Consider the following 21,473-nt stretch of genomic DNA (forward strand, 5'->3'; position numbering starts at 1 on the left):
CGCCTCGATGGCTTGTCAACAGGTATTTAAGTGGTATTATGAAATGCCTTGCGTGATGCAGCGTCATGCCCGAAGGAGTGACTGCAAGTATTTGTTAATAAAGGTTTTTTTCTGTATGCTGAATGGTATTGAAATTGGCCTTATTTAATGCCAATTTTTCACGAGTGGTCTGTGCCGCGCACTGTTGTATTGCTTGTATGCATGCTTGGCAAGGGACGCCATGAAGAGTAAAGTCCGCCTTTTACACCTGAGTTGGAAGAGCATGATGAACGACAAGGCAGCAAAGAGCGAGTACTGGGACGACTGGCAGCAAGAGGCGCTGGCCGCCGGCGTGTCGGCACCGCTGGCCGCGCTGGGCATGGAAATGATGCGCACGCACCGCAAGAACCGCTGGCCGAAGGATTTCCTGGGCCGCGAAAGCGATGGCCCGGTCATGATTGAAATGTGCCTGGAAGATGAAGCGGAAACGGAATTGTTCTTTATCGAGAACCTGTATCCCTACGATGCAGCGCTGATCGAAAAGACGCGCCGCCGCCTGTGCCTGCACTAGGCAGACACGCACGCGTGAGGGGAACGGCCGCCTTGTGCGGCCGTTTTTACGTCATTGGCTGGAATTTTTCGTTGCGCGCGCGCGCGTGCATGCGCAGGCTCAGCAGACCGACGGCGATCAGCAGCAGCGAATGCGTGCTTGGTTCATATGGCGTGGGTATGCGCAGGGCCGCCGGCGGAGGCGGGAAAATGGCCAGGCGTACGGCCAGTGTGGCCGGTATCGCCTGGTAGGCGGCGTAGCGGCCAGGCGGCGTGTCTGCCGCCTGCGTGTTGCCGGCGGCCCATAGCGACAGGGCCGCGCCCAGCAAGATCATCTTTTTCATCATGTTGTGAATTTCTGCCGAGGGCTGAGCGTTGATACCCATGGGCGCGCAGCGTGCCGGCCCATGTCCTGTCCCCAGTGTGTATGCTTGCCTCCAGTGCTGGTGATACCGCACCGAATGATATATTTTTATAAATTAAGTGTATTAAAGCATAATAAAATCAAAATGCCTACGTCTTTTTGCAAATAAGCGCATGCGCTGCGTGCGCTAGGTGGCCGGACACTATTGCAGGTGGGAAATGACGTGGCATTTTCATGGGGGAGTGTCATAATAGCCCAGGCATTTTCGCCCAGGTATGGAGTAAATGATGAGCAAGGCACAGGACAGCAAGAAGGAAGCCAAGAAGGAACCGGCCAAGAGCATGAAGGAAAAGAAGGAAGCCAAGAAGGTCAAGAAAGAAGAACGCAAGCGCTGATCATGCGCTTGCGCCGTTCATTGACGCGCCTGTGGCGTGCGCCGGCCCTGCTGGCGGCGTTCGCCCTGTTGGCCTTTGGTGTACCCGTGTCCGGCGTGCTGGCGCAGCAAAAGGCAGCGCCGTCCACGTTCGGGCAAGTGGTGGGCAATGCCGTGCTGTGCATCGACCAGATCGACAACAAGGCCTTCTATGCCTATTTGCTGACGGCCTTCGGCCCCGCCTACAAGCATGAAGGGGGCGCATACTGGTTCCGCACGGACGCTAGCCTGTGGGGCGCGCCGATTACCGACGTGATCGTCAGCGACGATACCAGTCCCCTCGTCTTCATGGGCGTGGTGGCGGACGCGACCCCGGAAAAGCTGGAACCGGCCATCCGCAGCGCCTCCGGCCTGCGTTTCAATAAGCTCGACAATTCCGCCTTTCCTGTCCGTGGTTCCGTACCTGGCAGTAAAATCGTCTACTTCCGTAGCAAGGCGAAAGTGTATTGCGCCAAATACAAGCCGTTGCCGCCCGCCCGCACCCGATGAGGGTACCGGCTTGCCGCCGCGCATTTTGATCGTTTCATCCGCAGGGTCTCCATGTACACGCATTATTTCCAGCTCAAGCAATCGCCGTTCTCGATCGCCCCCGATCCGCGCTACCTGTTCATGAGCGAACGCCACCGCGAAGCGCTGGCGCACTTGCTGTATGGCGTGGGCAGCGGCGGCGGCTTCGTGCTGTTGACGGGAGAAATCGGCGCCGGCAAGACCACCGTGTGCCGCTGCTTCATGGAGCAGATTCCGGAAAACTGCCAACTGGCGTATATCTTCAATCCGAAACTGTCCGTCGAGGAATTGCTGCTGTCGATTTGCGAGGAATTCCGCATCGCCTTGGCGCCCGGCGTGGCCAGCGTGAAAGGCTATGTCGACGCCATCAATGCACACCTGCTGGCCAGCCATGCACAGGGCAAGAACAATGTGCTGATCATTGATGAAGCGCAAAACCTGTCCGCCGCCGTGCTGGAACAGCTGCGCTTGCTGACCAACCTGGAGACGAGCGAGCGCAAGCTGCTGCAGATCATCCTGATCGGCCAGCCGGAATTGCGCGCCATGCTGGCCCGGCCCGAGCTGGAGCAACTGGCGCAGCGCGTGATTGCTCGCTATCACCTGGGCTCGCTGACGGCCGAGGAAACAGCCAGCTATATCCGCCACCGCCTGGCCGTGGCAGGCAGCACGGCGCAGACGCCGTTCGCGCCCCGGCTGATGGCGCAGATCCATGCCTTGAGCCACGGCGTGCCGCGCCGCATCAACCTGCTATGCGACCGCGCGCTGCTGGGCGCCTATGTGGAAAACCAGCCGCAGGTGACGCGCCAGATACTGCGCCGTGCCGCAGAGGAAGTGTTTGCGGAAGAGGGGAAGCCGATTGCCGGACGGGGCCTGCGCTGGCCGCACGTCGCGGCCGGCGTGCTGGCCGGCGCCGTGGTCACGGCCGCGCTGGCCTGGCATTTCTTACCGCACGCCAGCGTGCTTGTACCGGCGCTCACTGCACCGGCACCGGCCTTGGCCGCGTCCGTACCGGCGGCGTCTGCAGCGGTGGCCTCGTCCGCGCCCGCGCCCGCGCCCGCCAGCGTGCCGGACCGCAACGCCGTGCTGCACCAGCTGGCTGCCCTGTGGGGCGAACAGTTGCCGCCCGGCGATGCTTGCCAGGCGGGTGCGCGCGCCGGCCTGCGCTGCCTGCACAGCCGGGGTGGCATTGCCGAACTGCGCGTGCTGGACCGTCCCGCCATGCTGGCCTTGCGCGATGTGCAAGGGGCGGAACAGCAGGCGCTGCTGACGCGGCTGCAGGGCGAGACTGCCACGCTGATAATGGACGGTAAACCTCAAAGCCTGCCGCTGGCCCAGCTGGCGCAGCGCAGCGATGGCAGTTTTACTACCTTTTGGCGCGCCCCGCGCGCTTGGCGCGACGAGGTGCCGCTGGGTGCCCGCGGCGCCGACGTGGACTGGCTGGCGCAGCGCCTGGCGCAACAGCGGGGGATGCCGGCCCCGGCCGCTAATTTGCCGCTCGATGCCGAGATGCAAGCCCAGCTGCGCGCTTTCCAGCAGAGCCAGAACTTGCGCGCCGATGGCCTGGCGGGACCGAAAACCTACATACGCCTGATGCAACTGGGTGACAACGCGGAGCCGCGCCTGAGCAGTGCAGCTCCTGCCGTGGCAGCGCCCGCTGCGACGGCGATGGTGGCGGGGAAATAAGATGTCCTACATACTTGAAGCACTGAAAAAATCGCAGGCCGAGCGCCAACTGGGCGAGTTGCCTTCGATCCACGCACCGCAAGTGCAACTGCACGATGGCGCAGCGTCCTCTGCTGCACGGCGCGCACCCGTCTGGCTGGCGCTGGGCGGCGTGAGCGTGGCCGTGGTTGTTGCGCTGCTGCTGTGGCAGCCTTGGCAGGCGACCGCTCCTGCTGCCGCTCCTGTCGTCCCTGTTGTACTGGCCCAGGCCGTGCCCGCACCGGTGCCCGTGGCTGCCCCGCCAGCAGTACCCGCGCCGGCGCCTGTGCCGCTGGCTGCCCCGTCCGTGCCGCCAGCGGCCACCGCCGCGCCCGCGCACCATGCCAGGCCCGTGGCGGAACCGAAGCAGGAGACGCCCGGCCAGGCTGCGCCGCCACCCGTTGTGGCCCCGATGCCTGCAGCACCGCCCACGCCCACGCCTGGCGCCGAGGAAAGCGTGCCCGGCATGCGCGACTTGCCCGAGCCGATACAGCGGCAAATCCCGCCGGTCGCCATCGGCGGCTATATTTATTCGAAGAATCCGGCCGAGCGCCTGTTGCTGATCGACAAGGTCTTGCGCCATGAAGGCGAGGAGCTGGCGCCCGGCCTGGTGCTGGAAAAGTTGCAGCCGAAGGCGGCCATCTTCAGCTTCAAGGGCTACCGCTACCGCGTGCCGTATTGAGTTGTTGCGCATCAAGGCCGGGCCGCCATCGCTGAACCATACTGGCCTGGCCTGGTCGAACCAGGGTCGCTGCGCCCGTGTGCGCGGCCGGGGAGTTCCCATGATTGCTGCCGCAACTGCTGGTGAGGGTGCGCTTGATACGGATGCGCCGGAAAATCTGGCGCGCATCGACCATATCGTCGTGCTGATGATGGAAAACCGCTCGTTCGACCACATGCTCGGCTACCTGAGCCTGGAAGGCGGGCGCGCCGACATCGACGGCTTGCAGGCCAGCCATGCCAACGTGCACGCGGGCGTGACCTACCCCGTGCACCATTTGCGGCGCACGGTCTTCGGCCCGCAGCAAGACCCGTCGCATACGGGCCTGTCGGTGGCGCAGCAATTGCAAAACAATAACGGCGGCTTCATCGACGACTATGCGCAAACGCATCCGGGCGACCCCGACATCGATCTGGTGATGGGTTACTACAACGGCGCCGACTTGCCCATGTATGATTTCCTGGCGCAGCAGTTTTGCGTCTGCGACCGCTGCTACAGCTCCGTGCCTGGCGCCACCTGGCCCAACCGCCTGTATGCGATCAGCGGCAAGGCGGCCGGCAGCAAGGACAGCAAGCGCGTGCCCCAGTATGCAAACAAGTCCTTCGTGCGCCACCTCGAGCATGCCATGGTCAGCTGGAAATTTTATTCCGCCTGGAAACCCTGGAGCTTGGCGCTGACGGACGACCATTACCGCTCGTCCGAGTTTTACGAGCCTTTCGGCTCCAGCGCACGCCGCTATGGCTTCATCGGCGATGCGCTGGCGGGCACCTTGCCCTCGGTCAGCTGGATCGATCCGCATTTCTTTGACAACGACGACCATCCGCCGGCTGATATCCGCGCCGGCCAGGCACTGGTGGCGCAGGTCTACCAGGCGCTGTCGCGCGGACCGGCCTGGGCGCGCACCTTGTTGATCCTCAGTTATGACGAACACGGCGGCTTTTTCGACCATGTGCCGCCGCCCGCCGCTGTGGATGACGAGCCCGCGTTTCGCCAGTACGGCGTGCGCGTGCCCATGTTGCTGGTGTCGCCGCTGATCGCGCCGGGCAGCGTCAGCCACCAAGTGCTCGACCACACGTCCATCATCAAGACCATCTTGCAGCGTTTTTGCCGCGCCGCCGATGGCGCCTTGCCCCAGATGGGCGCGCGCGTGGCAGCCGCCAGCGACCTGGGCACCGTGCTGACGCTGGCGCAGCCCCGCGCGGCGCCCGCCGTGCCCGCCGTGGTCCTGGCGCAGCGCGCCGCATGGGAAGCGGATATGCGGATGCAAGACTTCGCCCCGTTGGCGTCTGCCTGCCAGCCTGATGGCGCGCTGGCCGCCGCTGCCGCCGTACCCTTCCAGTCCGATGCAGAGGCGGGCGCGATCGCCGCCCATCGGCAATTGGCGCGCACGGCCAGGAATGCGCAGGCGGTAAATAGTCGAACGGCGAGTAAAACGGCGGGCACGACAGCGCCGAAGCCGGCGGGCCGTCGCCGACGGCAGGGTGGCAAGCCGGCGCCCTTTGGCGACCGGACTGGCGGAAAATCCGCAGGCGCTTGATCTGGGCGATGAGGTGGACAATGAGGTGGGCCATGAGATGGGCAATGCGCTGGGCAATGCGCGTCGCCGGCGCCAGGCGCTGGTGCCGGCGGGGCTGCGTATAATCACTCCTTCTCAATCAAGGAGTGACCATGCACGATGCGATGCCCGCCCACCCGGTACTGGGTGTGATCGGCCGTTCCGGTAGCGGCAAGACGACCCTGCTGGAATTTGTGGTGAAGGAATTGGCGGCGCGCGGCTTGCGCGTCAACTTGGTCAAGCACAGCCACCATGACCTGGCGCTGGAGCCGCCGCAAAAGGACAGCGCCCGCCTGCGTCTGGCGGGGGCGGCGGAAGTGTTGGTGGCGTCGCCGTATCGTTTTGCCATCGTGCATGAGCTGCGCGGCGCGCCCGAGCCGAGCCTGGCGCAGCAATTGTCCCGTATGGGGCCGGCAGACCTGACCTTGGTGGAGGGCTTCAAGACGGACCCCATCCCCAAGCTGGAAGTGTTCCGCCCGGAAGTGGGGCAGGCGCCCCTATATCCGCATGACCCGCAGGTGATCGCCGTCGCCTCGGACAGCCCGGCGCCGGCCGACTTGCGCGAGGGCGTGCAATGGCTGGACTTGAATGCGCGCGAGCAAGTGCTGGCCTGGCTGCTGCACAGACTGGAAAAATAAGCTAAAGGTTTGCCGCGGCCATCCGTTAATACTGGTAGAACCTCATTGGAGAAACGTATGGACGTCGGAAGCATTGCTCAACTGTCAACTACGATGGCGGAGACAGGCACGCGGCAAGCCGTCGGTTTGGCTGTCCTTAAAAAAGCCCAGGATATTCAGAGTTCGACTGCCACTGCCTTGCTGGCAGCCCTGCCGCCAGTACAGTCGGCGCCGAGTCTGCCGGCTCACCTCGGTAATCGCATCAACACGACAGCCTGAGCGCAGTCCCGCGGCGCCAGTCTGGCGCTCGCCATCGCCATACCCACACCACCGTCATCGACGGTGGAGAGTGGGTGTTTTGTCTGTTTTCCTGCCTTCCTTTCCTTCCCCTGATAAGTTGATTAACTGACCATGGTTCGCCATGGCACGGCCGATTCAGTAAAATGACGTCCATCACCTCGCGTTGCCCATGGTGCAGCCCGGGGCGTGCCGTCAGGACTTACCGATTACTTTGACCCATGCAAGAGGATTTACCATGAACAAACGTCAAGCGCTCATCGCCGCCGCCCTCGCGGGCATCTGTGCCGGCACCACTGTCAACGCGGCCGCGCACGATGGTCCCGCCCCCGGCGACAAGGAAAAATGCTACGGCGTCGCCAAGGCCGGGCAGAACGATTGCGCTTCGTCCGATGGCGCGCATTCCTGCGCGGGCCAGGCCGAGGCGGACAATCTGCCCACGGAATGGACCTATGTTGCCAAGGGCACGTGCGAACAGGCAGGCGGCTCCGTCAAGCCCATCAAGGCCGGCAAGGCCGCCAAACCGGCCACGCAGCCGTAAGCGTCCGCAGCCTGTTCATGCCGCCGCCAGTCCCAGTGCTTGCCGGTGCCGGCGTCGGCTTGCGCGCCGCGCACTACCGCGACTTCCTGGCGCGCCGGCCCAAGGTGGGCTGGCTGGAAGTGCATACCGAAAATTATCTGCAGCCGTCGGGCTGGGATAGTCATGTGTTGCAGACCTTGCGCCAGGATTACCCGCTCAGCTTGCATGGCGTAGGCCTGGGCCTGGGTTCTGCGCGCGGCTTTTCCGAGGCCCATTTGCAGCGCGTGCGCGCCGTGGTCGAGCGCACCGAGCCGGCCCTCGTGTCGGAACACCTGTGCTGGGGCGCCGTGGCGCAACGGCAACTCAATGATCTGTTGCCGCTGGCCTTGAATGGCGCCGCCCTGGATGTGCTGTGCGCCAGAGTGGGGCGGGTGCAGGAGGTGCTGAAAAGGCCGATCTTGCTGGAGAATGTCTCCACTTACCTGCGCTTTGCCGACGATGCCATGAGCGAGGCGCAATTCCTGGCGGAGCTGGCGCGCCGCAGCGGCTGCGGGCTGCTGCTCGATATCAATAACCTGTATGTGAACCAGTGCAACCACGGTGAAGATGCTCTGCTTGCCCTGCACAGTATCGCGCCGGGCAGCGTGGGCGAGTTGCACCTGGGCGGCCATTTGCGGACGCCGCACGCCGTGATCGACCACCATGGCGCCGCCGTCGCTGATCCTGTCTGGGACTTGTATGCGGCCGCCTTGCTGCGCTTCGGCGCCATTCCCACCCTCGTTGAATGGGATACGCATTTACCGCCGCTGAATATCCTGTTGGGCGAGGCGGACAAGGCGCAGGCCATGCTGGCGCGCCATGCGCCGCAGGTACCATGGCAGGGAGCGCTACTGGCGCCGCCGCCGGCTGCTCCTGCCACTCCTGCCACTCCTGCCGCTTCCGCCGCTTCCGCCGATACGCTGGCGGCCGGACAGCAAGCGTTTGCCACGGCCTTGTTTGATACTGTAGCAGCCCTGCCATCGTTTGCAGGAGAGGCGGTGCCGCAGCGTTTTTCACTGTACCGCGGCAACTTGAGCGCCACCTGGCGCCGCGTCTTGGGCCAGGCCTATCCCGTCGTGCTGGCGCTGGTGGGCGAGGATTTCTTTGGCGGCCTGGCGCGTGCGTACGGCCGCCGGCATCCGTCAGATAGCGCCGATTTGAACCGGTTTGGCGCCCGTTTCGCCGATTTTCTCGCTGCGTTCCCTCCCGTGAACGAGTTACCCTACCTGCCGGACATGGCGCGCCTGGAATGGGACGTGCACCTGGCCCATTACGCGGCCGATGCGCGGGGCCTGGCGCCCGAGTCGCTGGCAGCCTTGCATCTCGATCAACTGGAAGTGCGCCGTCTTGCCTTGCATCCCGCTTGCGCCTTGCTGGCATCGAACTGGCAAGTGGCAGCCTTGTGGCAGGCGCATCAAGAGGGGGATGGGCAGAGTGAAGGGCAGGCGATGTTTCCGCACGATATGCAGGTGGCGAGCTGGGCGCTGGTATGCCGGCCGTGCTGGAAGGCGCAGGTGCTGCTAGTGGATGCGGCGGCGCATGCGGCCTTGCTGGTCTTGCAGCAGGGCCAGACGTTTGGCGCCGCGCTCGATGCGGCGTTCGAGCTGGACCCGGCATTCGACCTGGCCGCACACTTGCGCCAGTGGCTGGCGCATGCGGTGCTGGCGGCGTGACGCTTTATTCGAAGGCCCGCAGCAGGCGCGCTTCGCCCGTCTGATCGCGGTACAGGGCATTCGCGGCCAGGGTGGCGTCCATCATGCGCGTGACTTGCTCCTCTTCGAAGCGGGCGAGTTCGACAGTGGCCGCGACCAGGGCCAGTTCCAGCCTGGCGCGCGCGCTCTGGTACAGGCTGCTGGTGTATTTGTCCGTGTTACGCAGCAATTCTTCCGCGTTTTCTATCACCTGGCGCAAGTCGCCGATCAGGCGTTCCTGGCTGCGCGTACCTTGTTCGGGATGGTCCATGGCGCTTCCCTTCTGCAATCGATATTTATCTGACAATAACGACGTGTTTGCAGCTTGATCCAGGCAGCCGGATGGCAGGAGTGCTGGCTGGGCGCATGGGGCTGCTTTCGCGCCCCATGCCGGGGTCAGACCGGGGCGACGACCGTGATACGGATATCGCCCACGCTGACGACCTGGCCGGCGCGGATCTTGGCGGTCTTGCGCAATTCCTTCTTGCCATCGACCTTCACCACGCCGCTATCGACCATGACCTTGCCTGCGCCACCGCTGTCGCACAGGCCGACCAGCTTCAATAGCTGGTTCAGCTCGACGAACTCGGATGTTAAATCAAAGCTTACTTTTTGCATTGTATCCCTTATTGCAACGATGTGTTTTAAACACTTTATGACGACCTCAACTAATCATAGTTTACCTGAAGCCGCCAGCGATGCAGGGTGGAAGTCAGCTTTTGTTGGGCCGCGTCATCTCCAATGGCACGATCCAGGCACTGAATTGCTCTTCCGTCACAAAGCCCAGGGTCAGCGCCGCTTCCTTCAAGGTCGTGCCTTCGTGCTGCGCCTGCTTGGCGATTTGCGCCGCCTTGTCATAGCCGATATGCGGCGCCAGCGCCGTGACCAGCATCAGCGAGCGTTCCATCAGTTCGGCGATGCGACCACGGTTCGGCGCGATGCCGTGCGCGCAATGCGCGTCGAAGCTGCGCATGCCGTCGCCCAGCAGGCGCGCGCTTTGCAGGAAGTTGTGCGCGATCAGGGGCTTGAAGACGTTCAGCTCGAAATTGCCCGAAGCGCCACCCACCGTGATGGCGACGTCGTTGCCGAACACCTGACAGCACAGCATGGTCAGCGCTTCGCACTGGGTCGGATTGACCTTGCCCGGCATGATGGAGCTGCCCGGCTCGTTTTCGGGGATAGTGATTTCACCGAGGCCGGAACGGGGGCCGGACGCCATCCAGCGCACGTCGTTGGCGATCTTCATCAGGGCCGTGGCCAGGGTTTTCAGCGCGCCATGGGCGGCCACCAGCGCATCGTGGGCGGCCAGGGCGGCAAACTTGTTGCTGGCCGTCTCGAACGGTTGGCCCGTCAGGCGCGCCAGTTCAAAGGCGATGCGGCCGGCAAATTCCACGTGGGCATTCAAGCCTGTGCCCACGGCCGTGCCACCGGCGGCCAGTTGCAGCAGCGGCGGCAACGATGCCGTGATGATGTGCTCGGCAAAGTCCAGCTGCGCCACATAGCCGGAAAATTCCTGCCCCAGGGTCAAGGGCGTGGCGTCCTGCAAATGCGTGCGACCGATCTTGACGATGTCGGCAAATTCCGTGGCCTTGGCGTCGAGCGTGGCGCGCAGCTGGCGCAGCGGCGGCAAGACTGTATTGGCGACGGCCAGAGCGGCCGCCACATGGATGGCGGTAGGAAAGATGTCGTTCGAGGACTGGCCCAGGTTGACGTCGTCGTTCGGGTGCAGCAGGCGCTCGGCGCCGCGCAAGCCGCCGATCAGCTCGGAACCACGGTTGGCCAGCACTTCATTCATGTTCATATTGCTTTGCGTGCCAGAGCCCGTCTGCCAGACGGCCAGCGGGAATTCTGCGTCATGCTTGCCGGCCAACACTTCGTCGGCCGCTTGCGTGATGGCGATGGCTTTCTTGCCATCTAATAGACCCAGGTCCAGGTTGACGTGGGCGGCCGCGCGCTTGACAGTGGCCAGGGCGGCGATCAGTTCGGGCGGCATCTTTTCCGTGGAGATATGGAAGTGCTCAAGCGAGCGCTGCGTTTGCGCTCCCCACAGCCGGTCGGCGGGTACGTCGATCGGGCCGAAACTGTCGCGTTCGATTCTGCTACTCATGGCATCCCTTTCATCGATGGAGGTGGAACGAGTGTACTCCAGGCGTTAAAAAGGCACAGGATGATGCTGTATTGCATCATTTTTGCCATGGCCCATCTATATTTTTGCGATTTCCTGCCGTTAAAGACAGGCGAGTTCCCCTTATTTATATTGTTATCAAAGCGATTAGTCCATGCAAAGCAGCATTGTTCCCCGTTGGTCCCTGAGCGCGTGCGCCGTCGCCAGTCTGGCCTTGTCGCCCGTCATGGCGGCAGAACTGGGCGAGATGGCGGTGCTGTCGCACGTGGGCCAGCCCTTGCTGGCCGAGATCGAACTGACGGCCCTGGCGCCCGAGGAAGCCAGCGGCGTGGCCGTGCGCCTGGCCTCGCCCGACGTGTACCGCGGCGGCGGCATCGGCATGGATCCGGCCCTGCAAACCTTGACGATCACCCCGCTGGAACGGGGTGGGCGGCACTATGTGCGCGTGACCACCCGGCAAGCGATCCAGGCAGGTCATGTGCATTTGTATTTGTTGTTGGGCAATGGCAGTGGCGCCATCGTGCGCCTCGGTACGCTGTGGCTGACGCCGGCACCGCCCGCCGCCGTCGCCGCCGTCGCCGCCGTCGCCGCCAGTGCGCCAGTCAGGCAAGCTATACCGGCGACTGTGCCTGTGCCGCTGGTGCAGCCACTGCCGCAGCCGCGCGCTGCGCCCGGCGCAACGCCGCCCGATGCCGCCGCGCTGGCGGCCCGCGCGCGCGCCGAGGGCCTGGTGCGTCCGGCGCGCGTGTTTGTGCCGCCGCCCGCCGCGCCCATGCCGGCTCCTCCTGCGTTGCGTCCGCCGCCGTTGCGCCGCGCCGCGGCGCCCGTGGCCGCTTGCGCGCCGCAGGCGGATGCTGGGCAGGCGGAAGCGTGCGTGGCGCTGGACCAAAAAAACGCGGCCCTGAATGAAAAACTCGGTGAATTGGAGGGCAAGATCGGCGCCTTGCAAAAGGCGCTGACGCTGCCCGCCGCTGCGACTGCTGCCGTTCCGCTTGCCGCAGCGCCTGCCGTGGCGGAGGCGCCCCATACCAAGCCCAAGCCCCTGCATGGGGTGCCAGCGGCTGACAAGGAAAAGAAAGCGGGTGGCAACGGCTTACTGTGGCTGGGTGTTGGCACCTTGACCTTCCTGCTGCTGACGGCGCTTATCGTGTATATCGTGCGCAAGCGCAAGCAAGCTGCGGGGTCGGGCGCGCCGTCGAAATACTGGGTCTTGCTGCGCAAGCCGTTCGGCCGCAAGAAGAAGGATGTGCCGGTGCTAACGAAAGCGCTGGAGGAGGAAGCGGCCGAGCCGGAACCGGAGCCGTTCTCGCGTTAGCGCTGCGGCAAGGCCGCGCTCAAATTTGATATAAAAAAAGATATTCAAAAAATACAGAAGGTGATTGTCTAGCGTATTGCCTATTTTTCAAAGATGGTGATATGATTACTCAGTGGACTTGCTCTACGACAAAACAGTCCCAGCCTGTCGCAGTCACCAACGATAGTGTGGCGCGGCAAACAGGTGTAGCGTTGCATAAACGCCTGGGTCTGGAAGCGGTTTGCGACGCCGACGATGTGCTCGTGAACGCCGGATGCAACCGGCAGCGAGGCGGCGCCAGGAGATACCTGGGGTTCGCCTTCCAAATTCCCCCTCCTTGCTTCTTGAGCGCCGCAGATGCCGCGCTCCCTGACACGGCGGCAGATGTAAAAAAAGCACCCTCGGGTGCTGTTTCTGGCGCTGCAAGCTTGCTTATTGAGTTACATGCGGGCGTGCGAACCTGGCATGGCATTCGACAGCTGCGTCATCCACGGTTCTGTAATCGCGCGGATTTCGCGGTCATTGGCCAGGATTTGCTTGAGCAAATCGATCTTGCGCAGGCGCGAGGCGCCAGCCAGGGCAGGTACGCTGCCCGTCATGGTCGTGCTGGCGACGCTGGCGCACTGGTTTTCCAGAGTATCCAAGCCATCCCAGTCGCTCGAACGTGCGGCCACAACCATTTTATTGGTCATTCCTGCAATATTTTCATACATCGAGAGAACGTCGTTGGAGGTCATGAGCACACCCGTAACTAGTGAATGGATTACTGCTTGTCTAGATTAACGGCGTGCTGATCGGGAACTTGAGGGTGTTTTTGAAAAAAAGTGAAAATAATTTAGATGATTGCTTGTATGCCGCCAGAATCGCCTGCCAAGCCGCATGCCCGCTGGCGTCGCGGTGACAGGGGAGCGTGTTGCGGCGCCTCAAAACGCGTTATGATTTTGCACACTACTGTCGTCACTTTGCCTGAAAGGATCACCATGCGCGTTGTCACTGCTGCCGCTTCCTCTTTCCCTGCTCCCTGGCGCAAGCGCGCCATGGCGCTGGCCCTGTCCGGCATCGCGCTGGCCAGCGGCGCCGTCCACGCGCATGACCAGGAGGCGGTCGCCAGTCCTGCTGCCGTGATGGCGGCGCCCAAGGCTGCCTCTGCCTTACCCGGCGACGACTTCTATGACTACGTGAATGGCGACTGGCTGCGCAGCACGGACATCCCCGCCGACCGCAGCAGCTGGGGCTCGTTCGCCATGCTTGCCAACGCGACCAACGAGCGCATCATCAGCCTCGTCGAAGGCTTGGCGGTGGCGCCACAGGCGGATGCATCGGCACGCCAGGTCAGCGATTTTTACCGATCCTGGATGGATGAAGCGGCTATCGAAGCGAAAGGCTGGGCGCCGCTCAAGCCCTTGTTGAGCAAGATCAATGGCATCCGCGACCAGGCGGGATTGGCCCGCGCGCTGGGCGAGAGCTTGCGCGCCGATGTCGACCCGCTCAATGCCACCAATTTTTATACGGAAAACCTGTTCGGCCTGTGGGTGGCGCAAGACTTGAACGACACCACGCGCAATGTGGCTTATCTGTTGCAGGGCGGCCTGGGCTTGCCCGACCGCGCCTTTTACCAGGGCGACAGCGCGCGCATGCAGGGCTTGCGCACGGGCTACCAGACGCATATCGCCGCCATGCTCAAGCAGGCCGGCTACAGCGATGCGCCGGCCCGCGCCGCGCGCGTATTTGCGCTGGAGCAGCAGATTGCCGCCAGTCACGCCAGCCGCGAGGATTCGGCCGACGTCGCCAAGGGCAACAACGCGTGGCGCGCCGCCGACTTTGCCAGCAAGGCGCCAGGCCTGGACTGGAAAGCCTTCTTCCAGGCGGCAGGGCTGGGCCAGCAGACGGATTTCATCGTCTGGCATCCGACGGCCATGACGGGTAGCGCCGCGCTGGTGGCGAGCGTGCCGCTGGCGACGTGGAAAGATTTCCTGGCCTTCCACGCGATCAACCATTTCAGCACCACCTTGCCGAAGGCGGCCGCCGACCAGCGCTTTGCCTTCTATGGCAGCGCCCTGAGCGGCACGCCGCAGCAGTCGCTGCGCAGCAAGCGCGCGCTGGCTGCGACGAATGCGGCCCTGAGCGACGCCGTCGGCAAGCTGTACGTGGAGCGCTATTTCCCGCCGGAATCGAAAGCCCGCGTGCAGGACATGGTAACGAATATCGTTGCCGCCTTCTCGCGCCGCATCGACAAGCTGGACTGGATGGCGCCGGCCACCAAGGCGCAGGCGCAGGAAAAACTCAAGACCTTGTACGTGGGCGTGGGCTATCCGGAACGCTGGGCCAGCTATGCGGGCTTGCGCGTGGTGCGCGGCGACGCGCTGGGCAATGTGCAGCGGGCGGAGCAGTTTCATTACCGGCAGGAACTGGCCAAGCTGAGCCAATCCCCTGACCGCAAGGCCTGGGCCATGCCGGCGCAGCTGGTCAACGCCGTCAACCTGCCGCTGCAAAATTCGCTGAACTTCCCCGCCGCCATCTTGCAGCCGCCGTTTTTCGATCCGCAAGTATCCGATGCGGCCAATTATGGCGGCATCGGCGCCACCATCGGCCATGAGATCAGCCATAGCTTCGATGACCAGGGCGCGCAGTTCGATGCCCAGGGCAAGCTGCGCGACTGGTGGACGCCGGCCGACCTGGCGCACTTTCAGACGGCATCAAAACAATTGGTGGCGCAGTTCGCGGCTTATAAACCGTTCCCCGACCTGGCCGTGAATGGCCAGCTGACCCTCAGCGAAAACTTGGCCGACCTGGCCGGCGTGGCGGCCGCGCATGACGCATTCACCCTGTCGCAGCAGGGCAAGCCGGCCCAGCCAGTCGCGGACCGCGATTTCTTCAGGGGCTACGGCGTCAGCTGGCGCAGCAAGGCGCGCGAAGCGGCGGCGCGCCAGCAAATCCTCACGGATGGCCATGCGCCGGCGCAATACCGTGCCGCCACCGTGCGCAACCTCGACGCCTGGTACCCGGCCTTCGACGTCCAGCCGGGGCAGCAGCTGTACCTGGCGCCGGAACAGCGCGTACGCGTCTGGTAAGCGTGCTGACGTTGCCGGCCGGGGAGCCGGTCGGCAGCGTAAAATGCGCCCATCGATGACAGGAGCGCCATGAAGCCGACCCCACCGCAAGATCCGCAAGACCCCATCCACGCGATCACCGGGCGCACCCTGGCCCATTACGACGCCAGCGCCGAGCAGTTTTTCGAGGGCACGCGCGATCACGACGTCAGCCAGAATATCTCCGCGCTGCTGCAGGCCATCGGCAAGCCGGCGCCGTTGGCGATCCTCGACCTGGGTTGTGGCCCGGGCCGCGATCTGAAAGCGTTCACGGCCATGGGGCACCACGCCACGGGCGTCGATGGCTGCCCCCGTTTCGTCGAGATGGCGCGCGCCTACAGCGGTTGCACCGTGTGGCAGCAGGATTTTGTCGACCTCGATCTGCCCACCGCGCATTTCGATGGCGTGTTCGCCAATGCTGTGCTGTTCCATGTGCCCAGCGCCGTCTTGCCCGGCGTGTTGCGTGCATTGCACGCGTGCCTGAAGGAGGGCGGCGTGCTGTTCAGCTCGAACCCGCGCGGCCATAACCAGGAGGGCTGGAATGGCGCGCGCTATGGCAGCTACCACGACGAAGAGACGTGGGCAGCGTATGTGCAGGCGGCCGGTTTTACCCTGGTCGAGCAGTACTACCGTCCGCCTGGTTTGCCGCGCGAACAGCAGCCGTGGCTGGCGACCGTCTGGCGTAAAGCTGCATGACCATGGAGTTGACGGACATTGGGTATGTGTTAGCAAGCGTACAGAGTTTTTGTTAGCTCAAGCGTAGTATGAACCTATCGACACGCAGCAAGCACAGCAAGAAGCTTGTGGCAGTGTGTGAGCCGCAGTACCGGCCTTTCATGGCCGGACTACAGAGGTACCAACTACGTGAGGATATCATCATGAACAAAGATCAAGTCGAAGGTAAACTGAAGGAAGTCGGCGGTAAAATCCAGGAAGCCGCTGGCAAAGTCGTCGGCAGCGAAGAACAGCAAGCCAAGGGCCTGGCAAACCAGGTCGAAGGCAAAGTGCAAAAGAAAGTTGGCGATGTGAAAGATGCAGTCGAGACCATTACGCGCAAGCCATAATTTTTGCTGCAGCATAAAAAAACCGCCGCCTGTCGCAAGACAGGCGGCGGTTTTTATTGTGGGCACGCTTTACTTTACTTCGCTACGCCCAGGTTTTGCTTGAAGAACATTTCAATTTTCTTATATACGTGGCGCTGGCCCGCGCGCGACGAGATGCCGTGCTTGGCGCCCGGATACGTCATCAGGTCGAATTGCACGCCGCGGTTCACCAGCGCGTCGATCAAGCGCGTGCTGTTGCTGAACAAGACGTTGTCGTCGGCCATGCCATGCACCAGCAGCAGCGGCGACTTCAAGCCGTCGAGGTGGGCGAACACGGTGCTGGCCTTATAACCATCCACGTTTTCCTTCGGCATGCCGAGGAATTGCTCCGTGTAATGGGTGTCGTACAGCGACCAGTCGGTGACGGGTGCCACCGAGACGCCCATGGCGATCTTGTCGGAGGCAGCCGACAGCAAACGCAGGGTCATGAAGCCGCCATAGCTCCAGCCGAACACGCCGATGCGCTTCGCGTCGACGAAGCTTTGCTTGCCCAGCCAGTCGATGCCGACCAGTTGATCGGCCACTTCGGCTGCGCCCAGCTTGTGATAGATGGCGTCCGTGAAGGCGCGCTCGCGGCGCGACGAGCCGCGGTTATCCAGGCGGAAGACGACAAAGCCTTGCTGCGCCATGTACTGATCGAAGTTGTTGCCCCAGCGGCGAGCCACGTGCTGCGAGTGCGGGCCGCCATACGTCGACAGGTAGACGGGATAGCGTTTGCTCGCGTCGAAGTTCGACGGTTTGACGATGGAATAATGCAGCGTCTGGCCATCGTCGGCTTTCAGGGTGCCGTATTGCGTCGGCAGGTGATCGGCCTTGTATTTCGCGTACGGGTGGCTGGCGTTCAGTGCGTTTTCTTCCAGCCAGCCCACCATCGAACCGTCCGGACGGCGGATGCTGACTTGTGGCGGCGTGGCGGGATCGGAATACGTGTCGACAAACACTTCGCCATTGCGCGAGAACGTCGTGTCGTGCCAGCCATCGGCCTTGGTGACGCGCTGCGGCTTATCGGCCGTGCTGCCATCGAGCGCCAGTGCATAGGTCTGCTTGTCGATGACCGCGTCGCGGTTCGACGAGACGAAGACCTTGCCGGTTTTCTGGTTCACGGCCAGCACGCTGTCGATGCCCCATTCACCGGCAGTGACGGGGTGTAGCAGCTTGCCGCTCATGTTGTACAGGTACAAATGATTGCGCCCCGTGCGCTCGGACGACCAGAGGAAGGTGCCGTTCGACAGGAAGCGCAGGTCGTCATGGATGCTGACCCAGCTTGTCGACGTTTCCGTCAGCAGGGTGCGTTGCGCCAGGGTGGCTGCATCGACGGCGACCAGGTCGAGGGTCTTCTGGTCGCGCGACTGGCGCTGGTACACCAGCGACTTGCCATCAAAGCTCCAGTCGGCGCGCACCAGATAGATGTCCGGGTTCGTGCCCAGGTCCACCTGGCGCTGTGCGCCCGTTTCCGGCGAGACGATCAGCAGCTGCACCAGCACGTTCGGGTCGCCGGCGGCCGGGTAACGCTGTTCCACAACGTCGGTGCGGTCGGCGAAGATTTCGAAGCGTCGCACCACGGGTACGGGCGCTTCGTCGTAGCGTTTATACGCGATGGCGCTGTCGTCGGGTGCCCAGTAGTAGCCGGTGCGCTGGCCCATTTCTTCCTGCGCCACGAATTCGGCTTCGCCGTTGCGGATGGTGCCCTTGCCGTCGGTGGTCAACTGGCGTTCCTTGTTCGTCTTGAGGTCGATCACATAGATGTTTTGATCGCGCACAAACGACACGTAGCGGCCTTTCGGCGAGATTTTCGGGTCCAGCACATTGCCCTTGGCGACCAGGCGCGCCTGGTCCGGGTGGGCTGCGTCGACCAGGTACAGATTGCCGGCCAGCGGTACCAGTAGCTGCTTGCCATCGGGCGACCAGCTGTAGCTGAGAATGCCGTTCAGGCTGGCCGTGCGCTCGCGTTCGCGGCGCGCCTGCTCTTCGGGCGAGATGGTTTCATTCGGCACCAGCGCCTTCGAGTCGACCAGACGGTGCGTGCTCTTGTCCTTCAGCTTGAATTCCCACAGGTCGAGCTGGAACTGGTTGTCGGCGCGGCCGCGCAGGAACGTGACGCGCTCGCCGTCGGGCGAAACCTTCAGGTTGCGCACGCCGGGGCCGGCCAGTGCCGGATCGGCGTGGATGCGTTCCAGGGTCAGCTTGTCAGCCGATGCGGGAACGCTGGCCATCGCGGCCAGAAAACAAAGTATAAAACGCATGGATGTCTCGGTAGTTGGAAGAATGAATGGCACTGCATGCAAAAGGCGAACTTGAGCGTTGCCTAAGCGTAAGACGATACCAGAGCGTGCCTCTTTATGCGATAGCCCCAGCCACGGAAAATGGACGTGCTGGCCGTATTTCCTTCGTTGGAAATGTCCGATAGCCACCTATTTAATGGCGTTTTTCCGGGTTCAGGCCAATATCGTACCTGCGATCACGGTCAGGCAGGCGCCGCCTATCCAGGCTTGGCCATCGCGGAAATTGACGGACACGCGGCCGTCGCGTTGCAGACAGGTGCCTTGGCGGACAGTGTAGTCGCCGCCCGCCTGCAGCTGTGCGATGCAGGCGTTGGCGCTGCCCGTGACGGGGTCTTCCACCAGCGCGCCATGTTCGCTGAGCAGCGCGCGCACTTCGTAATCGGCTGGCCCGTCCGCGCCGTGCGGGCCATACAGTGCCAGGCCGTCGGCCCGACACGCGGCCAGCAATGCTGTCAGCGCCGCGATGTCGGCATGCACGGCCAAGCAGGCGGCGGCGCTCGCCAGTGGCACGCACAGCCAGCGGATGCCCATCTCGACGACGTTGCCAGCAGCGGCCGGCGTACCGCCCAGCGCTGCTTGTAGCTGCGGCAGCAGGGCTGGATCGAGCGGGCGCGCGGTGCAGGGCGGCGCCTGGAACGCCAGCACGCCGCCGGCGCGCCGTTCAATCTGCACCAGGCCGACGCCGCATTCCTGCACGATGCGCGCGCCTTTCGGCTGCATGCCCGCGTCGAGCAGGGCGTGCGCCGTGCCCAGGGTCGGGTGGCCGGCGAACGGGAATTCCGTCTCGGGCGAAAAAATCCGCACGCGGTAGTCGGCGGCGGGATCGCGCGGCGCCAACACGAAGGTGGTTTCCGACAGGCCCGTCCAGCGCGCGATGGCTTGCATCTGCGCGTCATCGAGGCCATTGGCGTCGAGTACCACCGCCAGCGGATTGCCGAGGAAGGGCACGCTGCTGAAGACATCGACCTGCTTGAAGGGGCGCGGCTGTGGCATGGCGGGTTCCTGGTCGGATTCCTTGTGGAAGTGTCAGGCGTCGCGCAGGCGCTGCAGCGACAGGCGGTTCAGATACCAGGTCAGCAGCACGGCGGCCACTGTCAAGCCCGTGACCAGGCCGATCCAGAAACCGGCGGCGGCCATCGGCTCGGCCGGCGACCAGATGAAGCCTTGCGGTGCGAGGCCCAGCACGTAGCCGATGGGCAGCGAGAAGCCCCAGAAGGCCAGCAGCTGGATCAGCATCGGCTGGCGCGTCACCTTGTAGCCGCGGATCGCGCAGGAGGTGGCCACCTGCGTGGCGTCGGACAGCTGGAACAGGGCGGCAAACAGCAGCAGCTGTGCGCACAGCGCCTGCACCTGCGGATCGGACGTGTAGGCTTGCGCGATCTGGTGGCGGAAGACGGTGATGACGGTGGCCGAGACGATGGCCGCCGTCAGCGACATGGCCACGCCCACCCACGAAATGAAGCGTGCGCGGCGCAGATTGGCTTCGCCCACGGCATGGCCCACGCGCGTGACCAGCGCGATGCCGAAGGTGAGCGGCACCATGAAGACGACGGACGAGAAATTCAGGGCAATCTGGTGCGCCGATACCTGGATCACGCCGAAGCGCGCCACCAGCAGGCTGATGACGCCAAAGGCGCTTACTTCGGCAAAGTAGGTCACGCCGATGGGCAGGCCCAGGCGCAACATGGGGCCGATGGACGACGGCTGCGGCCATTCCCAGTGCGTGAACGGGTACGTGGCGCGGTAGGCGGGCGCGATCCTGATCCAGGCCAGCATGGCCAGCAGCATCATCCACACGCAGCAGGTAGTGGCCACGGCGCAGCCTACGCCGCCCATCTTCGGCATGCCCCAGTGGCCGTAGATCAGCAGGTAGTTGACGAGGATATTCAGGCCCAGCGCGGCCAGCGCGATGACCATCACGGGCTTGGTCTGGTTGATGCTGGTGCTGTAGCCGTACAGCGCGCGGTAGGCGGCGAACGGCGGCAGCGCGCAGCTGATGATGTGCACGAACAGCTTGGCCTTGGCTGCCACGGCAGGTTCCAGCATCAGGTGGTCGAACACCAGCGCCGCCATGTTCGTCAGCAGGCAAGCCACCAGGCCGACCAGCAGCGCCTTCCACAACGACTGGCGCACAATGTGCGGCACCCGGTCGTGGCGCGCGGCGCCGATTTCATGCGCCACCAGCGTATTGATCGCCATCATGATGCCGCTCACGGTGACCAGCACGATGGACCAGATAGCCGCGCCCAGCGATACGGCCGCCAGTTCCTCGGGATTCGTATGCCCTGTCATCGCCACGTCGGCCGCGCCCATGCCGACGGTGGCCAACTGGCCGATCAGGATGGGCCAGGCCAGCTTCCACAGCGAAGAAATTTCAGTACGGACGGCGGGCAGGGTGAACGAGGTAGTGTGTGGCATGGGCGGCAAGCTTAACTAAACACAAGATTCTACCGGCATTCGCCATGCTTGTCCGCCGTGGCGCCCGGGTGCGCAGGGCGATTGCATGAAGCATCAAGTCGGTAAGCCCAAGACCTTGGCAAGATAGTCGGCACTCCAGCCAGCTTTTAAGCGTTTGGTAGCGATGCCGACCTTGGTCGACTTTTCATT

General features: G+C 63.6%; 22 protein-coding genes. 13 read left to right on the plus strand and 9 right to left on the minus strand.

Going from position 1 to position 21,473, the window contains the following annotated elements; genetic code table 11:
- The first annotated feature begins 262 nt into the window (after nucleotides 1-262).
- On the plus strand, nucleotides 263-550 hold the full coding sequence (locus ACQ4W7_RS17785) for a hypothetical protein (RefSeq protein ID WP_034759823.1): 288 nt from the start codon (nucleotides 263-265) through the stop codon (nucleotides 548-550).
- Between the two features lie 46 nt (nucleotides 551-596).
- Here the strand turns inward: ACQ4W7_RS17785 and ACQ4W7_RS17790 are convergent, their stop codons facing one another.
- The gene (locus ACQ4W7_RS17790; RefSeq protein WP_436532133.1) at nucleotides 597-875 is read right to left on the minus strand and encodes a hypothetical protein; all 279 of its coding nucleotides are present in this window, start codon (nucleotides 873-875) and stop codon (nucleotides 597-599) included.
- Between the two features lie 414 nt (nucleotides 876-1,289).
- Here ACQ4W7_RS17790 and ACQ4W7_RS17795 point away from each other — a divergent pair, with 414 nt between their 5' ends.
- From ACQ4W7_RS17795 to bufB, 8 genes are all read left to right on the plus strand, one after another.
- Nucleotides 1,290-1,814, plus strand: a complete 525-nt coding sequence (locus ACQ4W7_RS17795) for a hypothetical protein (RefSeq protein WP_436532135.1) — start codon at nucleotides 1,290-1,292, stop codon at nucleotides 1,812-1,814.
- 51 nt (nucleotides 1,815-1,865) lie between these two features.
- Nucleotides 1,866-3,515, plus strand: coding sequence for an ExeA family protein (locus ACQ4W7_RS17800; RefSeq protein WP_436532137.1), 1,650 nt, complete (start codon nucleotides 1,866-1,868; stop codon nucleotides 3,513-3,515).
- A 1-nt stretch (nucleotide 3,516) separates the two neighbouring features.
- The gene (locus tag ACQ4W7_RS17805) at nucleotides 3,517-4,215 is read left to right on the plus strand and encodes a general secretion pathway protein GspB (protein ID WP_436532139.1); all 699 of its coding nucleotides are present in this window, start codon (nucleotides 3,517-3,519) and stop codon (nucleotides 4,213-4,215) included.
- Between the two features lie 100 nt (nucleotides 4,216-4,315).
- Nucleotides 4,316-5,791: an alkaline phosphatase family protein gene (locus ACQ4W7_RS17810; protein WP_436532141.1), complete on the plus strand. Its 1,476-nt coding sequence runs from the start codon at nucleotides 4,316-4,318 to the stop codon at nucleotides 5,789-5,791.
- A 131-nt stretch (nucleotides 5,792-5,922) separates the two neighbouring features.
- Nucleotides 5,923-6,447, plus strand: coding sequence for a molybdopterin-guanine dinucleotide biosynthesis protein B (gene mobB, locus ACQ4W7_RS17815; RefSeq protein WP_436532143.1), 525 nt, complete (start codon nucleotides 5,923-5,925; stop codon nucleotides 6,445-6,447).
- A 57-nt stretch (nucleotides 6,448-6,504) separates the two neighbouring features.
- Nucleotides 6,505-6,705 (plus strand): YjfB family protein, encoded by a 201-nt coding sequence (locus ACQ4W7_RS17820; protein ID WP_131690122.1) that lies wholly within the window; start codon nucleotides 6,505-6,507, stop codon nucleotides 6,703-6,705.
- 256 nt (nucleotides 6,706-6,961) lie between these two features.
- Nucleotides 6,962-7,264 (plus strand): BufA1 family periplasmic bufferin-type metallophore, encoded by a 303-nt coding sequence (locus ACQ4W7_RS17825; RefSeq protein WP_131690123.1) that lies wholly within the window; start codon nucleotides 6,962-6,964, stop codon nucleotides 7,262-7,264.
- A 17-nt stretch (nucleotides 7,265-7,281) separates the two neighbouring features.
- Nucleotides 7,282-8,955: an MNIO family bufferin maturase gene (gene bufB / locus ACQ4W7_RS17830; protein ID WP_436532145.1), complete on the plus strand. Its 1,674-nt coding sequence runs from the start codon at nucleotides 7,282-7,284 to the stop codon at nucleotides 8,953-8,955.
- A 4-nt stretch (nucleotides 8,956-8,959) separates the two neighbouring features.
- On the opposite strand, the gene ACQ4W7_RS17835 is transcribed toward bufB, so the two are convergent.
- The 3 genes from ACQ4W7_RS17835 to fumC form a co-directional block, all read right to left on the minus strand.
- The gene (locus ACQ4W7_RS17835) at nucleotides 8,960-9,244 is read right to left on the minus strand and encodes a hypothetical protein (protein WP_426072668.1); all 285 of its coding nucleotides are present in this window, start codon (nucleotides 9,242-9,244) and stop codon (nucleotides 8,960-8,962) included.
- A 125-nt stretch (nucleotides 9,245-9,369) separates the two neighbouring features.
- On the minus strand, nucleotides 9,370-9,591 hold the full coding sequence (locus tag ACQ4W7_RS17840; RefSeq protein ID WP_035825476.1) for an RNA-binding S4 domain-containing protein: 222 nt from the start codon (nucleotides 9,589-9,591) through the stop codon (nucleotides 9,370-9,372).
- A gap of 94 nt (nucleotides 9,592-9,685) precedes the next feature.
- Entirely contained in the window at nucleotides 9,686-11,080 is a 1,395-nt protein-coding gene (fumC, locus tag ACQ4W7_RS17845; RefSeq protein WP_426072669.1) for a class II fumarate hydratase, read from the minus strand.
- A 172-nt stretch (nucleotides 11,081-11,252) separates the two neighbouring features.
- On the opposite strand from fumC, the gene ACQ4W7_RS17850 reads away from it, so the two are divergent.
- Nucleotides 11,253-12,413: a type IV pilus assembly protein FimV gene (locus ACQ4W7_RS17850; RefSeq protein WP_436532148.1), complete on the plus strand. Its 1,161-nt coding sequence runs from the start codon at nucleotides 11,253-11,255 to the stop codon at nucleotides 12,411-12,413.
- Between the two features lie 80 nt (nucleotides 12,414-12,493).
- On the opposite strand, the gene ACQ4W7_RS17855 is transcribed toward ACQ4W7_RS17850, so the two are convergent.
- Nucleotides 12,494-12,718 (minus strand): hypothetical protein, encoded by a 225-nt coding sequence (locus ACQ4W7_RS17855; RefSeq protein WP_436532150.1) that lies wholly within the window; start codon nucleotides 12,716-12,718, stop codon nucleotides 12,494-12,496.
- 114 nt (nucleotides 12,719-12,832) lie between these two features.
- Nucleotides 12,833-13,129: a flagellar protein FliT gene (locus ACQ4W7_RS17860; protein WP_495542745.1), complete on the minus strand. Its 297-nt coding sequence runs from the start codon at nucleotides 13,127-13,129 to the stop codon at nucleotides 12,833-12,835.
- 243 nt (nucleotides 13,130-13,372) lie between these two features.
- Here ACQ4W7_RS17860 and ACQ4W7_RS17865 point away from each other — a divergent pair, with 243 nt between their 5' ends.
- The 3 genes from ACQ4W7_RS17865 (at nucleotide 13,373) to ACQ4W7_RS17875 (ending at nucleotide 16,545) form a co-directional block, all read left to right on the plus strand.
- Complete coding sequence (locus ACQ4W7_RS17865; protein ID WP_436532154.1) at nucleotides 13,373-15,463, plus strand: M13 family metallopeptidase; 2,091 nt, start codon at nucleotides 13,373-13,375, stop codon at nucleotides 15,461-15,463.
- A gap of 69 nt (nucleotides 15,464-15,532) precedes the next feature.
- On the plus strand, nucleotides 15,533-16,177 hold the full coding sequence (locus tag ACQ4W7_RS17870) for a class I SAM-dependent methyltransferase (protein ID WP_436532156.1): 645 nt from the start codon (nucleotides 15,533-15,535) through the stop codon (nucleotides 16,175-16,177).
- A 182-nt stretch (nucleotides 16,178-16,359) separates the two neighbouring features.
- Nucleotides 16,360-16,545, plus strand: coding sequence for a CsbD family protein (locus tag ACQ4W7_RS17875; RefSeq protein WP_116743435.1), 186 nt, complete (start codon nucleotides 16,360-16,362; stop codon nucleotides 16,543-16,545).
- A gap of 74 nt (nucleotides 16,546-16,619) precedes the next feature.
- On the opposite strand, the gene ACQ4W7_RS17880 is transcribed toward ACQ4W7_RS17875, so the two are convergent.
- The 3 genes from ACQ4W7_RS17880 to ACQ4W7_RS17890 form a co-directional block, all read right to left on the minus strand.
- Nucleotides 16,620-18,827 carry a S9 family peptidase gene (locus ACQ4W7_RS17880; protein ID WP_436532158.1) on the minus strand — a complete coding sequence of 736 codons (2,208 nt, stop codon included), beginning with the start codon at nucleotides 18,825-18,827 and terminating at the stop codon, nucleotides 16,620-16,622.
- 192 nt (nucleotides 18,828-19,019) lie between these two features.
- Complete coding sequence (locus tag ACQ4W7_RS17885; protein ID WP_436532160.1) at nucleotides 19,020-19,859, minus strand: PhzF family phenazine biosynthesis protein; 840 nt, start codon at nucleotides 19,857-19,859, stop codon at nucleotides 19,020-19,022.
- A 33-nt stretch (nucleotides 19,860-19,892) separates the two neighbouring features.
- Nucleotides 19,893-21,284: an MATE family efflux transporter gene (locus ACQ4W7_RS17890; protein ID WP_426072677.1), complete on the minus strand. Its 1,392-nt coding sequence runs from the start codon at nucleotides 21,282-21,284 to the stop codon at nucleotides 19,893-19,895.
- Nucleotides 21,285-21,473: the final 189 nt, after the last annotated feature.

The organism is Janthinobacterium algoris (assembly GCF_051380935.1).
Lineage (GTDB): Bacteria > Pseudomonadota > Gammaproteobacteria > Burkholderiales > Burkholderiaceae_D > Janthinobacterium.